Here is a 14,519-nt window from a genome sequence, read left to right as displayed (position 1 = left end):
TTAAGTGTCGTTTAAAAAACCAAGCATCTTGCTTACCTCCCGGTCTATTTTGGAAAATGCAAACCATTTTTTACCCAGATCTTTTAGCGACGCACCGATATGATAAAGCTCCATCCCGTCAAGCAGTATAAACCTATCGTGGGCGTTAGAGAATCGCTGGATTTTGATATTGGGGTACTGGCTGTTGTAGCGTTGTAAATCCAATTGCAAGTGACTGTCAAAATTTTTGGTGTAAATGGTGGCTGATACCCCGGCGCCACGCTTTCCAAGAAGGGTGAGCACTGTGTCATCCACATAGTTGTCAATAAGTATAATGGACCTTTTGGCCGAACGGATAATATCAGCCACAAAACTGTAAGCATCAAATATCTGACCGTCGTAGAATACCCCCTTATCACTTTGCAGTTTGCCGCTGTCTAATGCCTTAAACAACTCTTCAAATTTGAGGTCTGCTTCTGATTGTTTGATCTCGATTTTATCCATCCTTGAAAACAGCGCCGCATTACTTATCAACATTTTCCGCATTTCCACAAATGCGTTCATTATTTCGACGCTAATCTTTACGGCAACATCGCTACGCAACACGGCAGACATCATTGCCACACCTTGTTCTGTAAATGCATAGGGCAAATATCGCCTTCCGCCTCTTCCAATGTTTGAGGTGCCAAATTGGAACCTCAAACGTTCAGCCTCATCTTCGGTAAGCAGAAAGCAAAAGGTAGCAGGAAAACGGTCTTCGTTTCTTTTTACCGCCCTGTTCAGCATTTTTGTTTCTACCTGGTACAGTGTTGCCAAATCATTATCAACTATAACCTGCTTATCCCTGATCGTGTGAATAAGCGGCGCTATTTCTTTCTGGGATATGAAGATATTGCTCATTATCTTTTTGATTTGCCATCTTCAAATTCAAAATGGGTTGCGCATTCCCCGTTCATCACGATGTATGCATCAAATGTTTTCCCAGCCTTGCTTTTCATTCCTTTCAAAAGTGATGTTCTCCCTTTGCTGACAAGTCTTTCGATGTCTTCCACGCTGATCTGAATCCCGCATACACTGCGAAACTGCCTCCAGTTGCAATCCTCATCCGGGCATTTTACAATTTTATCCCTGATAACTACTTGCTGCTTTTTGCATTTGGGGCATGATAATACCGGTAGCTGCTCCATATTTTCAGTAGTATTTAAAAGTTCATGGGTAATGCTGGTCGCATAGACTTCCATTTCCTTTTGAAAGGAATCCGCATCCAATTCGTTATTCTCAATCTTCTGCAGGGCGATTTCCCATTCGGCAGTCATGGCAATATCTGAGATCTTTTTGTCCTTCACTAAATGGTATACCTGTAGTCCTTTTTCAGTAGGAATGAGCGCTTTCTTTTCCCGTAGTATATAGCCGCGCTTAAACAGGGTTTCAATAATCGCGGCTCTTGTAGCGGCCGTTCCGATACCAATACCCTGCAATGCTTTTCGCTCCTCTTCTTTCTCAATTTCCTTTCCGGCATTTTCCATTGCCGATAGTAATCCGGCTTCGGTATAGAGTACAGGCGGTTTGGTTTTCTTTTCAAGCACCATAGCATTTTTTATTTTCAATTCATCCCCTACACTCAGTTCTGGTAGCTCCGCTGCTGCATCAGTTTCGTCATCAGAAAAATCACCTTTGATCGCCCGCCAACCAGGTTCCAGCACTTTGTAGCCTTTCAACATAAAATCATAGTGTGAGGCCTGTAAGGTTATATCAGTAATTTCCTTCAAACATGCCTGGGATATGGCTTCCAGTAAACGCCAGGCGATCATTTCATAAATAAGTCTTTCATTGGCGCCTATTGCTGAAGGGATGATGCCTGTTATGAGTATCCCATGATGGTCGGTTACTTTTACATCGTTCACTATGCGTTTATTAAAACGGCCCCATTGCAGTTTTGAGGTAACGGCTTTGAATTTTGCCACTTCATCCAGCGCTCTAACAAGGCCCGGAATTTCATCCCATATGTCCTGGGTTATATACTTACTGCCCGTACGCGGATAGGTAATGAATTTCTGTTCATAGAGGCTTTGAGCTATGTTTAAGGTAGTCTCAGCAGAAAAACCCAATTTCTGATTAGCTTCTTTTTGTAATGCCGTCAGGTCATATAGCAGGGGGGCTTGCTCCGTAACTACTTTTGTTTGCGTATCTGCTACGGTTGCAATGCCGGCACGTTGTATGGCTTTGAGGGCATCTTCCGCCTTGTTTTTATCATCCCACTTGTTTTTGGAAAGGCTTTTAAAATCTATGAACTCCTTTCGGTGTTCCAGCCCGATTTGATGGTAGCGCTGAACCGTGAAGTTTTTGTTTTCCAGGTAGCGCTTACAAATCAATGCAAGTGTGGGCGATTGCACCCTTCCTAAGGAATAGGTATCGCTACCGCCAGCAATGGTCAGCGCCTGCGAAGCGTTGATGCCCACTAACCAGTCAGCCCGGCTCCTGCATTGCGCTGCATGGTAAAGTCTGTTAAAATCACTTCCGGGTTTTAGGTTCTGAAAACCTTGTTTAATAGCCTTCTCCGTTAGTGAACTGATCCACAAACGCTCAAAAGGTTTTTTACATTTTAGATATTCGTAGATGTATCGGAATATCAATTCACCTTCCCGCCCGGCATCAGTAGCAACAATAATGCTGCCGCATTTTTTAATGAGCTGCTCAATAATTTTCAGTTGTTTTAATGCGCCGCTATCAGGCGTATACCCCTTACCGTTTCTAATCTTGCGAACTGTAAGTATAAAGGGATTGGGAAGTATAGGCAAGTTCTCTCTCCTAAATCCGGTAATTCCATAATCTTCCGGCATTGCCGGTACTATTAAATGGCCAAAAGCCCAGGTTACATAATAGCCGCCACCTGCCAGGAACCCATCTTTTTTTTCGGTGGCTCCCAGCAGGGCGGCTATCTCCCTGGCTACACCTGGCTTTTCTGCAATAACTACCTTCATGTCTTAGCGTATTATTTGCTAAATCTTTCTGCCTTTGGATTTGGCAGGTTTCTGCGTTTGTTTCTCCTGCTGTTTTTTGCTATCCGGCTCTTTTTGCCCTGACTTCAGCGGCTCTTTGATATTTTTAGTAGCCTCGTTGGTTTTGCCTTCGGAGTTTACGGCTGTCTGGGTTTTGTGTTCTTCCGTCGGTTTTACTTTTTCACGCAGCTTGTTGGGGTCGCTGAAAGAGAATTCGGTTTTAGCTGTCTCTTTGTTGAACGTCAGGTAACCTTTGTATTCTTTGCCTTCCTTATCTTTTAAATCAGGAACGTAAATAGTCTGTCCGTCCTTAAACCGCTGGTATTGATTATCATCCAACTCTTTACCCCGTATAAATCTCGGAGCATCCTTGCCCTGGTTTTGCTGTACGTTATCAGACAGGTTATTATTGAACAGGAACTCTACATAACGCTTGTCTGCATTGTACTGTACGGTAGCATTAAAAAGGTCTCCTTTTTTGGAGATCATACCTTCAATATAGAGCGGTTTACCTTCCTGCAAGACCTGCTTTTGCAGTTCATCCAGTTTTACACCTTTAATTTCATCAGGGGCTTTCATCTTATCAGTTCGCAAAGCAATCAGTTCATTGGTTAATCTGTCAACACTGATGATAGATGGTATGATTTCCCCGGTTTTGGGGTTGGTAAGATCAACAACCCGCCCCATATTACCGGTTTTGAGCAGGTTGTCTTTGTCTTCCTTTGTAAACGCATGTCCGAAAAATGGAAATTTCAGTTGTGGCTCTTTTCTTATTCCATGGATAGCTACTACCGCCTGACCATTATCACCGGGTTGCAGTGAAATCCTTGCATCCATGCGGGTAATAGCTGTACCAAGATTCAGGCTGACAGGTACCAGTTCATTGGTTTTATAGCCTTTTAGCAAAGGATCGAGCAGGTTCATTTTTTCGAGCCTTTCCTTACTTAATCCAAGATTGGACATCGTTTCCCAATCTATCTGCTGCGGCGTGTAGCGGTACTCTCCGTTCTGCGGTTTTGTTTGTGTTGTTGTTTCCATGTTGTTTGTATTTTCCTGTTGATGATTTTTCTGCTGTGACTGCTCCTGCTTTAGTTCTGTTTTCACTTCGTATTTTGACAGCAGTTGTTCACCTTCTTTAGTTGGAGTATCAATATGTTTTTGCATTTCTGTGGCAGTATCAACGGCGATGGGTGCAGGCACTTTAAAAAATGAAAACCGGGTTGGGTTCTTTAATTGTCGCAGAAAATTGGAAAAGAAGTTGGAGAATATATCTCCATGCTTATCCACCCGCATGAACTCACTATTGTTTTTCCCGTTGGGTTCTACTGTTTCCAGCCCGCCGTTTTTGTCAATACCTTTTACGGCCTGGATTTTCTTTTTTTCTTTATCCAGAACAAGAAGTATATCTGTTAACTGATCAGGTGATGACTGCTGCTGTACATTTTGTTCGTTCATCGTTATAATATTTTATTGTTTGCTAAAAATAGAGTGGATGCATACAGATTTTAAGAAATTGTCGCCTGTTGGCATCCCTTGTCATTTTATGGCTTTGGCTGGTTGTACAGGTTTATTGAAACTATCGCGGATAAATTGATGGACATCCGATAGTTTATAATACAGTTTACCGCTAATACTATAGTAGGGCAGCCTTCCTGATGAACGATAGCGCTGAAGGGAGCGGTTACTGATCTTCAGCATCTGGAGCAAATCCTGGTTATCCATCAGCTCTTCACCATCAACAACCTGCAACTTCTTTTGTTCAGTGATAAGATGTTCACTGAGAATATCGAAGCGCTCCATGATCCGCTCCATCCATGCAACAAATTCCATCCGGTCTATATTCATACGATTTGCTTTTGCAGCCGCCATTGAAATGCTGGTCTCTGTAACCAGCAATGCGGCCGTATCTGATAGCAAAAGAACAATCCCGATAGCGTCCTGTCAAGTCCAACTTTATGCTGTACCTTTTTGGACCCCTCTGGATTTGAATGGCTGAACGGGGACAAAGGGAGTAGTATGGAAATTCTCCATAAAGGAGATTTGGCAACAACCACATAATCGCTCCAGGTAATCTTATTCAGCATTGTTCTGATTTGTTATGCAAATATGAATACATAAAAAAGCGGTTTTTCAATAGTTGTTCCCGAGTCGGGAGAAATTATTTTTCAAGCATTCACTTACACTTACAATCATATTTAAAAAATACCAGCAGCCTGGGGTGTCGGGTATCTGAACTATATTCTGCCAACGAAGCATGGCTCACCTATCGTCCGCCTCATCCATCCGCTCAATTAATTTCTGGCGTAAAAGGTCAATAAAACACGTCCTGTTTTTTTTGCGCATCCGCATTTCCTGGAAAACATTGTACACATTGCCAAGACTGATATCAAATACCATTTCAAATAGGGATACGATTTGTTTTACATCCGCCAATCCATTTTTAAAGGCTCCGGTACTCTGTAAAGCGTATATCAATTCAATAAGCGAAACCTTAGAGGCGCTCCATTTGAGCGTAACCGGTAATACAGCAGCGCTTATAGGCTCCTGAGCCATGTTATTTAATTGCAGTAGGGCGGTATTTAGATAATCCATCAATAATTCATTGGCAAACAGTTTGGCCGCTTTGTAACTATGAACAGTACAGAAATCATTGTCAAAAAACAGACTCAATGCATCTGGAATTATTGGAGCAGCGCGGCTTCCCCTGGTAAAATAAACGTCATCGAAATGTGTGGCTCCTGTTCTGAAATATTGGTAAAATTCAAGATTGTTATCAAAAAAGAATTGTATACGCTGCATGTAATGCAACAGATATTTTCGCTGGACTTTATCACTTCCAATAGGGCGGTTGGCTTCTATGCTGAAAATCTTGACATGATAAATATACTGGCAATAGAACTTCGGTTGTATCTCTTTGAAAAACTGAATTTCTTCGGACGAGTCTTTGAAATGCACCTGTTTTATATATAATTTAAGTTCACCGATATGCTGCTCGCATACCCTGATACTGCGTCCGGCTTGCTGAATGGGATTAGATGAATCATTATGAATTTCATTTAACAGGTATGCGAGCCTGTCATAAAGTTTAGTGGTGTAGGGTAGCATATAGTAGGTTAAGGATTAATAAACCTTAAAATAATACAAATGGCTCAATTTTATTTACAGAAGACTATTGAGACTCGGACTTTTTGTTTCGCAACCGGGAGCGACCCAGCCTTAAAGCGCCGTTAAGGCAGGCTTAAATGATATATGATAAGAATAAAAGCATGTCACTACTTTTTTTATGCCTATATTGTTTAAACGGCATTAGGGCGCCTGCACTCTTTTGATTGAATTTATTCATCAGCGTTCCGAATATTATGCATATAGAATTGTTCAGGGATGAAAATATTCCATTAGCACTTACGCCTGCTACCGGCAGGAACCTGGATGCACAGCTTAAAGGCGGCAGCCTGCGGTCACACCATAGCGTGTTGGGTTCGCTATTTTTACAGGAATATGAGACCGCTTTCTGCACGGTTCATTATGCGCTTGCCCGGTCATACACCGACCATGAAATATACTCCCGGGAGCCTGCCGGAGGGATCCGGCTAATTGGGGCGATGAAAGAGGCGTTTAGATTTAAAGACGATATAACAACTACTGTCAAACCGGGCCAGTTTATTTTATTGGGAAGTAATGACCAAACTGTTCAGTTGTTTCTGGAGAAAGGAAAAGAATATCGCATGTTCTGTACCTATTACGCTACCGAATTACTTTCAGCACTTGGTATTGAGCCTGCAACACTAAAGCTTAAAGAGAAACCACGCGCCTTTACGCCTCAAATGTCGGACATTGTTTATGACATGTTTACCGCTGATTATCAACCGGAATTGTTGCGCTTTTTTTATGAGAATAAAGTAAGGGAATTGCTGTTTATGGCCCTGGCTTACGAAAAAAACAATCCACCACCCACTTTCAGCAGTGAGGACCTTGATAATATATACGCTATCAACAGCATGATTACTAATAACTATACCGAGCATTTTTCCATCCCTGAGATTTCCAGGCAGTTTGGGATCAATGAGTTTAAGTTGAAAAAGGGTTTCAGGCAAATCATTGGAACTGGTTTATTTGAGAAGCTCCTGGACACCCGCCTGGAAAGAGCAAAACAATTGCTCATTACAACCAATATGCCTGAAAAGGAAATTGCCCGACTTACCGGTTATAGCAGGTTAACCAGTTTCATAACGGCATTCCGCAAACGTACTAAAATAACGCCACGGGATTTTCGGATTGCAAATAAATGAAGGCTGTACCATCAATTTACTTAACTTCATCCCCCTTCCACCTTCGAAACTTTTGCTCCCAATTTCGAATGTTTTTGACAAAAAACAATTCCACATTCTTTGCAGCTTTACATTGTAACAGAAGCGACAGATTGTTTGAGGACTTAGCAGCGGAATTAATTCCTTACTCCATTCAACTCCATTTTATGAGGGCAAAGTTTGGTAACACAGTCTCAGAAATACTTTCCGCGTTATTGATACTGATATGGGTATATGCTGCTATTAGCAAGCTGGCGGCATTTGAAAAATTTACACTGGTACTGAAATCATCTCCATTGATTAGTTCACACGCTCATTTTTTCGCCATCAGCCTACCTGCTATCGAGTTATTGACCGCTCTTTTATTATTCATACCCCAGTATCGGTTATGGGGATTTGCAGCCTCCCTTATTTTAATGTTGCTATTAACCGGCTACCTGGGTTACATGATTCTGTTTGTACCCCATTTACCTTGCTCTTGCGGTGGAATACTGGAAAAAATCAGTTGGACCCAACATCTTTTTTTCAATATCACGCTGACGATTATAGCAGCGGTGGGATTATTGATCCATCAAAGAAACAAATATCTGATTGCAATAAATTCCCGGTAGCTGTGGCCACAGTTATGGGCAGGGGTAGCCGAAAACCTGTAGAAAAGAGTAGGTAGAATTTTAATAATTAAACTTTACAAACATGAAAAAGTATGCATTAGGAATTAGTGCCATTGTTGCAGGGATTGTAATTTCTGCATTTTCAATTCCTCCTTCCCAGCATGAAAAAGAAAATCTTATTAACTATGTTTGGTTCCAGGTAAAAGCAGGAAATGGTTTGGATGAAACCTTAGACGACAGCCAGGTGAATTTTTTGGCTCCTGCAAGTAGTATGCCTCCGGCTGGTAGTTGTACCGGGTCAGGCTATAATTGTGTAGTGGGTTTCGAAACAACACAAATTACAGGTGGAACACATTTGAATGGAACGCAGGATATTAGGGCCGAAGGAAATCCAAGAGGTACTCTGTAATTGAATAAGGAGGGGAATAAGGAATATGCTTCCTTACTCCTCCTTTTTAGTAATAACCAGTATCGGCAGTATCCTGTTTTCTTCAGCAATATCCCACCCATGAGAATTGAGGGATTTTCGCAAATACAGGAGAACCTTCTGGGGATCGCTGGTTTTTACACTAATATTCAACGTTACATTTTCATCTCCTTCTACACCTGATAAAAATACAGGTGAATTGAAATCGCGGGGAAGAAAATTTATCAGTTTTAGGTATAAATCTTTTGAATTACCATTTTGAATTGATAGTCTTCTACCGGATGTATCGCATGCTGGAATTTCTACAGTTTTTCTTGTCGACTTTTTTAAAATCAAGCACTTAACCACTTTGTTTTCTATCTTACTCTGACAATCAAAATAATCGTCCAGATCTTTTCGCATCTTAAGATAAAAATTTCCTTTATCTGGTTTATTGGATTGTGCAGCATAACAATAAGTGTGTTGATAGGCCCAGGAAAAATATTTTGAAAAATCTTCAGGTGGTGTGCTATTCTCAATTATGTTTTCACTTGTCTGTATTCTATTGTCAGGTATTCTTAAATTTCCCATGAGCTGTTTTCGATAAGCCACTTTATATAGTTCTATCATCGTTTTGTTTAAGCACATAATTCCACTAAGTGTACCTTTTGCAGAATCGTAAATTTCTTTACTGGAACTTCCTCCACCAGCTCCGTAATCAATTCTTTTCATTAGCAGTGAATACTCAACGAGACTTTCAGGTTCAGACTCTATCCAACTCCAGGAGTTATCTATTTCTATGGGTTTGTAATTTATCTCATCCAGGCGAACTGGCTTATTTTCAATAAACAGTGCTATATTTTCCTTTGAAGTTGAACTGCTATAAGTGATGTGTTTGAACGTAAAGTCCCTATCTATCCAAACATGTGTTGGTACCCCTTTATGAGGGAATAGTTGGGATATTGATTTATCACCAGCTACTATTGATAGTTGCTTACCTGCTGCAACCCAATTTGGTTTGACCTTCCGCCTTTCGAATATTTCCCAATGTTTTTGAATATCCGCTTCATCATCGGTTGTTACCAGAAGAATCTCCAGTCGTTCTTGAAAAGCTTCTTGAAAATTTAATATTTCAGGCATTTCAGCAAGGCAATCTACGCAATGCTTATTCCAAAATATGATCAAAATCGCTTTGCCTTTAAAGTCGGAAAAATGATGCATTGACTTAAATCCATTTTTTTTTACCTGAAAGTGTATATCTAATGGTATTGTATCTCCTATTTTCAACTGCGTGGATTGGGAGTACGTGATCTTAGCAATTAATAGAATAAGTAAATACCCAATTAATTTTGTATAATATTTCATGATTAGAAAAAGCGTTTATAATTAGTAACCCGGATTTTGAGAAAGATTTGGATTAGATTGCAACTCACCAAATGGGATAGGAAAAGTTGCCGAGGTAGGTTTCCATCCGGGCTTTACTGTTGTTAATATTTCATTTATTAAACCGGTTCTTTTAAGATCAAACCATCGGTGCCCCCATTCAAAACATAACTCCGTTTGCCGTTCATGTTCAATCGCTTTTAGGATTTCATCTTTATTTGATGAATTAAATGCAACCAAGCCTGCGCGTAACCGAATTTTATTAAGGTCATCTAAGGCGCCTCCAGGATTATTTTGCTGTGCCTTTGCTTCAGACCTGATCAGGTAAATTTCAGCAAGCCTGAATACTTTCAGGAATTCTTCAGGAGTCTCAGTTCCGTCATACCCTAACCTATATTTAAAAGGATAGAAATAAAATTGTCCATCAAAATCATTACTATTAAGCCAAAATGTTTTGCGTTTGTCAGTTGGCTCAAAGGCCTTAATCAATTGATCGCTAACAATATAGTTGGGGATAATTGTAGAAACATAAGGTACATATAGAAATCCTTCGGCTGTCTCAAATCCTGTTTGAACAGGTTGCATCTGCCATATAGTTTCTCTGCTGGCAGAAAGAAAAACACGGTCTGGTTCATTCTCAAGTTCGTATTCATTGTTATCAATGAGATTGTCAGCCGCTTGTTCGGCCAATGTCCAGTTTTGTTGATACAAATAAACCCTGGCTAATAGCGCCTCAACTGTAGCCCTATTGGGACGGGCCCTATTTGCTGAAATATAATTGACTGAAATAGTGGACTGTGCTTCCTGGAGATCTTTTATTATTTGTTCATAGATTTTTGTAGAAGGAGTTTTTGGAAGCAGCGCATTTACCGTATAATCAGTTGATAAAACCAAAGGTACTTCATCATAGATATTTATCAGGTAGAAATAAATAAATGCTCGCATAAACTTACATTCTCCCAATAAGTGATTTTGAACCGATGACGCGAGCAGTTGGGTAGCTTCTAACTGTTCAATGCAGGCATTTGTCTGATACAGTAATTGAAAGCCTTGCTGCCAGAGAGAGGCATTGATCGTGTTATTTTCCGGTGAGATGCCATTTGAATACAGTTCCTGTTCGCTTGGATCCTGAGTGGTAGAGTACAATTCATCGGCAGATAATCCACCAAAACAGCCTATTCCTCCATTGCCAAATTTGAACTGGGTAGAATAATTCATCATATTAATGTAGATGCCCACAACTGCGGCCGTTGACAGGGAACTATCTGAAAAAATTTGATCTGGTGTGAGTATGTTAGAAGACGGTTCAATCTTTAAAGCTTTTTTGCATGAAAAGCTTAATAAAAACATTAAGAAAGTGAAAAGTAGAGTTTGAATATTATATTTATGTTGGGTCATATTCCAGCTATTATAAGGTAAACAGAAGTCCTATTACAATGGTGCAGAGTGGCGGTATTCCGTAGAAACTTTGAGTCTCCGGATCATTGCCTTTGAAGCCGGTAATAGTTACCAGATTTTGAGATTGCATATACATTTGTACTTGTTGCATATGGAAACGGCTAAGGATTGTTTTGGGTAATCCATATGAAATTGAAACAGTTTTTAAGCGGATAAATGAAGCGTCGGAATAAGCACCACTCGAATTAGTGAACCTGTTGGCTGCAATTGATGTTGCATTTCCGCTGGACCGGCTGGTAAATTTTTGGATTGATGTAATATCTCCGGGGTTTTGCCATCTTTTCATTACCTCCGACGGTTGATTAATTTGCAATGATCCGGGAGGATAATTATTAATTTGTTGCAGATAATTAGCACCCCATTGTTTTCTGAAATTGATAAATACCTGAATAGAGAAACTCTTATAGCTAATCGAATTGCTCCAGCCACCGAAAAAATCCGGATCGAGGTCACCGATAATGACATCATCTTTATATTTTGTTGGCGTACTTGTTGGTCCATTTTTAGAATCAAATAAATAGATACCAGTGGCGGGATCTACTCCAAGATATTTAAATTTATTCAGGACATTTACAGATTGTCCAATTACATATATTGTGGCATAACTGGAGGATTCCATTCCTGGGAAACGTACCAACCTGTTCTTAGGAAAACTGAGGTTGATAGAAGTGGTCCACTGAAAATTAAGATTCTTCACAGGCGTTGCCTGGAAATCTATTTCCCAACCTTTGTTTTCTACCACTGCGGGAAAGTTTGCAGTCACTCCAGAAAACCCTGTCTGGGATGGCAAATTATAGGTTACTAATTCATTTGAACTCCGGTTTCTGTACCATGCCACAGAACCAATAATTCTATCTTTTAATAATCCAATTTCAACTGCTAATTCAAGTTTTTTATTGGAAGACCAGCTAAAATCCGGGTTGTAGAGATTTCCGGGAATATAGCCGATAATTTGTTCATAGTTATTATATTGATTTCCGGTGTGGAGCCATTGCTGAATATATTGGTAGTCCCCGATATTATCATTACCTGTAATGCCGTAACTCGCCCTCAATTTTCCATAGCTAATTGGTTTAATTTTTTTAATATAAGACTCTTCCGAAAATATCCATCCGGCTCCTGCAGAGCCAAAATTACCAAACTGTCTTCCTGGTCCAAAACGACTTGAGCCATCACGCCGGGCATTTAGATTCAGTATATACTTTTTTTGAAGAATGTAGTTTAGCCTTGCAAATCCAGCCACATATTTATAAGGGGTTTTGTTGTATTGCACAGTTACATTTCCTGCCGCCGAGGGAGATCCTAAAAGAGCGTCATTAGCGTAATCTGAACCGTTTATCTGGGAAAGGGTATTAATAGTATGATGCAGGGTGCCGCCCAATAATGTAATAAGTGTTCCACTCAAAAATCTAATTCTGTATTCAAGCTGAGGTTCTGCTATCCATGAAACGAAATTATTATTTCCAAAACCAGCACTTCCCCTAGGGGTGTATATTGGATTTTGTGAAGCTTTTGGAACCTGAACTATTTCATTACTGTTAATCGTGCTGTAACCAACGTTGGATTTAATTTTTAATCCGGGGGTTATTTGGTATGATGCATTTAAACTGGCAATTAAATTTGAATTCTGAATAGAATACTTTCTTTTTAAATAAGCCAGTTTATTATCAATGACGACTCCATCATAGTCCCATCTCAGTTTATTTTCTGTGTTTAAAAGGTCTGGGTGATTTGGAGGTAAGGTGAATGCCGTGAGCGCGTTTTGAGCATTGGCTGAGTTATTTTTATCTGTTGAATAATTTGCTGAAATTTCGATATTGAATTTTTTATCTTGTGTAGCATGGTTTAAATGCAAATTAAATGAGCCACGTATATGGCTAAAGTCACCTGGCAAAATATAGGATTCCTTGTGAAAGCCTGCCCCAATCAGAAACTGAGTAGAGAGTGATCCTCCCGTTAATTTTGCATTGGCATCAAATGTACTGGCAGTGTTCCCTAAAAAGTAATCCTCCCAATTAGTATAAGCTGTACTGTCAAAAACTTTGATATCAGGAGCGTATCCCCGTGTACCGGGAGTAATGTTAGCAATAATTCCATCATTTTTAAATGCCTCATTTCGCATAGCAAGGTATTGTTCAGTTGTCAACATTTGCATGGTTCGAGTAGCCGAACTCCAGCCTTTATATACATTTCCTGAAAAGTTGGTTTTACCTGCTTTACCCTTTTTGGTTGTGATTAAAATGACACCATTTGAGCCACGCGAACCATAAATCGAAGTGGCATCAGCATCTCGTAAAACTTCGATACTTTCAATATCTGCGGGATTAATACTGTTGAATGCACTTATACCACCATGTGGATTTCCGTATATGGCATTGCCCCCTGGCGAAGCCAATGAATTAAATTGATTAATATTATCATTTTGTGGTGCAAAGGGAACGCCATCTATGATAAATAAAGGGTTGTCTCTTGGTGAAATATTATTAAGCATAGGATTGGGATTAAGGGTGTTTTGCCCCCTGATTTGTATGGACACAGAAGATCCCGGCACTCCACTTGTCTGAGTTACCAATAATCCTGGCACCCTGTCCTGTAAAGCGCTGAGAGGATTTGCTACCGGCTGGGTAGAAATTATGCCTGAACTAACTTTAGTTACACTTCCAACATTATAACGTTTTGTTGTTGTTCCATATCCAATGATAATAGTCTCGTCCAGGTTGTTCACCTTTTGAGCCAAAGTGATGGCTAAATAATTCCCTCCATTGAGGCCAACTTCTCTCGTTTCCACTTCCGCGCCGCTAAATATCAGAATATCAGTTGGTGAAATTCCTTTCAAATTAAATTCCCCGTTCCCGTCTGTAGCGGTTGCAATATCCTTTCCTTTCACTCTTACCGTTATGCCTGCCAGGGGCGTGCCCTCTTTGTTGGTTACACGACCTTTAACGTCATGTAAAACCGGTTGATCTTTTGTTTGCTCCTTTTTGCGGACAATGACCAACCGGTCTTCGATTACGTAGGATAAGGGTTGCCCTTCAAAACATTGGATCAGGGCCGTTTCGAGCCGCACTTGTTTTACGTCCATAGTTACTAACCCGGCTTTTTCGATTTGTTCTTTTACATACACAAACCGGTAATCCGTTTGTTTTTCAATAGCATTCAGGGCTTCCTGCATGGAAACATTCTTAACCGAAAGCGTAATATCTTGGGAATGCAGCGTTGCTGTAAACAGCATGCAAAAAGTAGTAAGCAATAGTGCTATTAATTTCATACGCGATAAGGTTTTACGAATGAATGGCAATAGCGGGCAAAATAATTTGCCATAAGCTGTTAGTTGCATAGCTTTGATTTGTTCGGGTTAAGCAATTAGAGATCCTTC

Annotated in this window: 11 protein-coding genes; 3 read left to right on the top strand and 8 right to left on the bottom strand. The window is 40.2% G+C overall.

Annotation, left to right across the window (positions count from 1 at the left end):
* The 5 genes from PLE34_RS12915 to PLE34_RS12895 all read right to left on the bottom strand — a co-directional run bounded on the left by PLE34_RS12915 (position 1) and on the right by PLE34_RS12895 (position 6,083).
* The gene (locus tag PLE34_RS12915; protein ID WP_324557623.1) at positions 1-879 is read right to left on the bottom strand and encodes an ORF6N domain-containing protein; all 879 of its coding nucleotides are present in this window, start codon (positions 877-879) and stop codon (positions 1-3) included.
* A complete protein-coding gene (locus tag PLE34_RS12910; RefSeq protein ID WP_324557621.1) occupies positions 879-2,960 on the bottom strand; it encodes a type IA DNA topoisomerase in 2,082 nt (693 codons plus the stop codon). The genes PLE34_RS12915 and PLE34_RS12910 overlap by 1 nt, the downstream gene beginning before the upstream one ends.
* Before the next feature lie 18 nt (positions 2,961-2,978).
* Complete coding sequence (locus tag PLE34_RS12905; protein ID WP_324557620.1) at positions 2,979-4,433, bottom strand: DUF3945 domain-containing protein; 1,455 nt, start codon at positions 4,431-4,433, stop codon at positions 2,979-2,981.
* Between the two features lie 81 nt (positions 4,434-4,514).
* Positions 4,515-4,823 (bottom strand): helix-turn-helix domain-containing protein, encoded by a 309-nt coding sequence (locus PLE34_RS12900; protein WP_324556691.1) that lies wholly within the window; start codon positions 4,821-4,823, stop codon positions 4,515-4,517.
* A gap of 414 nt (positions 4,824-5,237) precedes the next feature.
* Positions 5,238-6,083, bottom strand: coding sequence for an RteC domain-containing protein (locus tag PLE34_RS12895; protein ID WP_324557618.1), 846 nt, complete (start codon positions 6,081-6,083; stop codon positions 5,238-5,240).
* 254 nt (positions 6,084-6,337) lie between these two features.
* Between PLE34_RS12895 and PLE34_RS12890 the strand changes: the two genes are divergently transcribed.
* The 3 genes from PLE34_RS12890 (at position 6,338) to PLE34_RS12880 (ending at position 8,305) form a co-directional block, all read left to right on the top strand.
* On the top strand, positions 6,338-7,267 hold the full coding sequence (locus tag PLE34_RS12890) for a helix-turn-helix transcriptional regulator (protein WP_324557617.1): 930 nt from the start codon (positions 6,338-6,340) through the stop codon (positions 7,265-7,267).
* 185 nt (positions 7,268-7,452) lie between these two features.
* Entirely contained in the window at positions 7,453-7,896 is a 444-nt protein-coding gene (locus PLE34_RS12885) for a MauE/DoxX family redox-associated membrane protein (protein WP_324557616.1), read from the top strand.
* Between the two features lie 82 nt (positions 7,897-7,978).
* Positions 7,979-8,305, top strand: coding sequence for a hypothetical protein (locus PLE34_RS12880; RefSeq protein ID WP_324557614.1), 327 nt, complete (start codon positions 7,979-7,981; stop codon positions 8,303-8,305).
* Between the two features lie 33 nt (positions 8,306-8,338).
* On the opposite strand, the gene PLE34_RS12875 is transcribed toward PLE34_RS12880, so the two are convergent.
* From PLE34_RS12875 to PLE34_RS12865, 3 genes are read right to left on the bottom strand one after another with little or no spacing between them, the layout of a single operon-like run.
* Positions 8,339-9,667 carry a TlpA family protein disulfide reductase gene (locus PLE34_RS12875; protein WP_324557613.1) on the bottom strand — a complete coding sequence of 443 codons (1,329 nt, stop codon included), beginning with the start codon at positions 9,665-9,667 and terminating at the stop codon, positions 8,339-8,341.
* Positions 9,668-9,688: 21 nt separating this feature from the next.
* Positions 9,689-11,083 (bottom strand): RagB/SusD family nutrient uptake outer membrane protein, encoded by a 1,395-nt coding sequence (locus PLE34_RS12870; protein ID WP_324557611.1) that lies wholly within the window; start codon positions 11,081-11,083, stop codon positions 9,689-9,691.
* Between the two features lie 10 nt (positions 11,084-11,093).
* On the bottom strand, positions 11,094-14,411 hold the full coding sequence (locus PLE34_RS12865) for a SusC/RagA family TonB-linked outer membrane protein (protein WP_324557609.1): 3,318 nt from the start codon (positions 14,409-14,411) through the stop codon (positions 11,094-11,096).
* Between the last annotated feature and the right edge of the window lie 108 nt (positions 14,412-14,519).

The sequence above is a fragment of the Agriterribacter sp. genome (assembly GCF_035445465.1).
Taxonomy (GTDB): Bacteria; Bacteroidota; Bacteroidia; order Chitinophagales; family Chitinophagaceae; genus Agriterribacter.
Note: the sequence above shows the minus strand (reverse complement) of the source record. Positions and strands in the feature narration are given on the sequence as shown.

Coding starts and splice junctions, on each gene's coding strand:
- PLE34_RS12875 (WP_324557613.1), bottom strand. CDS start 9,667: ATGAAATATTATACAAAATTAATTGGGTATTTACTTATTCTATTAATT.
- PLE34_RS12910 (WP_324557621.1), bottom strand. CDS start 2,960: ATGAAGGTAGTTATTGCAGAAAAGCCAGGTGTAGCCAGGGAGATAGCC.
- PLE34_RS12885 (WP_324557616.1), top strand. CDS start 7,453: ATGAGGGCAAAGTTTGGTAACACAGTCTCAGAAATACTTTCCGCGTTA.
- PLE34_RS12905 (WP_324557620.1), bottom strand. CDS start 4,433: ATGAACGAACAAAATGTACAGCAGCAGTCATCACCTGATCAGTTAACA.
- PLE34_RS12900 (WP_324556691.1), bottom strand. CDS start 4,823: ATGAATATAGACCGGATGGAATTTGTTGCATGGATGGAGCGGATCATG.
- PLE34_RS12880 (WP_324557614.1), top strand. CDS start 7,979: ATGAAAAAGTATGCATTAGGAATTAGTGCCATTGTTGCAGGGATTGTA.
- PLE34_RS12895 (WP_324557618.1), bottom strand. CDS start 6,083: ATGCTACCCTACACCACTAAACTTTATGACAGGCTCGCATACCTGTTA.
- PLE34_RS12890 (WP_324557617.1), top strand. CDS start 6,338: ATGCATATAGAATTGTTCAGGGATGAAAATATTCCATTAGCACTTACG.
- PLE34_RS12865 (WP_324557609.1), bottom strand. CDS start 14,411: ATGAAATTAATAGCACTATTGCTTACTACTTTTTGCATGCTGTTTACA.
- PLE34_RS12915 (WP_324557623.1), bottom strand. CDS start 879: ATGAGCAATATCTTCATATCCCAGAAAGAAATAGCGCCGCTTATTCAC.
- PLE34_RS12870 (WP_324557611.1), bottom strand. CDS start 11,083: ATGACCCAACATAAATATAATATTCAAACTCTACTTTTCACTTTCTTA.